This is a genomic window from Sulfurimonas sp., from assembly GCF_032250635.1.
Lineage (GTDB): Bacteria > Campylobacterota > Campylobacteria > Campylobacterales > Sulfurimonadaceae > Sulfurimonas.
The window spans coordinates 7601-8391 of sequence record NZ_JAVVFL010000097.1; the positions used below are offsets into that span (position 1 = coordinate 7601).

At 39.3% G+C, this 791-nt stretch carries 1 protein-coding gene; it reads left to right on the top strand.

The features are described from left to right. On the top strand, nt 1–629 hold a 629-nt coding region (locus RQ763_RS06990; RefSeq protein ID WP_314151989.1), incomplete at its 5' end, for a TonB-dependent receptor domain-containing protein. Nucleotides 630–791: the final 162 nt, after the last annotated feature.

The following is a 791-nucleotide window of genomic DNA, read 5'->3' on the forward strand; positions in this document are numbered from 1 at the left end:
CTCAGGTAGGAAATGAAACCCTTAAGCAGACAAAAAACAGAGAGATTGACCTTGGATATGAAGCAACATATGAAAGTTTTACTCTTAAAGCAAAAACTTTTTACTCCATGCTTGAAGATTACATCTACTACACAAAAAGTACAAACAGCTTCAACAATATTGACGCAAATGTTTACGGCGCAGAGTTGAGCGGCTCCATCTATGCAACGGACGCTCTTGTTATTAGCATGGGTGCATCTTACAAAGTCGGCAAAAAAGATGATGTTGCAGCAGGAGTAGATGAAGATCTGGCAGATATCGCACCTCTTAGAGGAAATATCGCTCTAAACTATGAGTACATGAACGATTCGGTAGCAACTCTTGAGATGCAGGCTTCGGATAATTGGGATAAGATAGACAGCGACAACGGTGAACAAAAACTTAGCGGCTGGAGTATCTACAATGCAAAAATCAAGCACAAGATAGACAAGCATGCTGAAATAAGCGTTGGTGTTAACAATATTTTTGACAAAACATACGCAGCATCCAACACATATGCCGATCTTATTTTATTGAGTGCAGGCTCAGACACTATGCTCCTAAACGAGCCGGGAAGATACTTCTACACAAATCTTACTTTTAAATTCTAAGACTTTTTTTTCTACATGTTGATTGCATGTAGAAAAAAATAAAGCACCTTTTTATACCAAACAAGCTAAAATCTCTCCATGATAAAAAGAGTCCAAACCAAACAGATATTTGTCGGCAGTGTTGCGGTAGGTGGTGATGCGCCTATCAGCGTGCAGTCTATG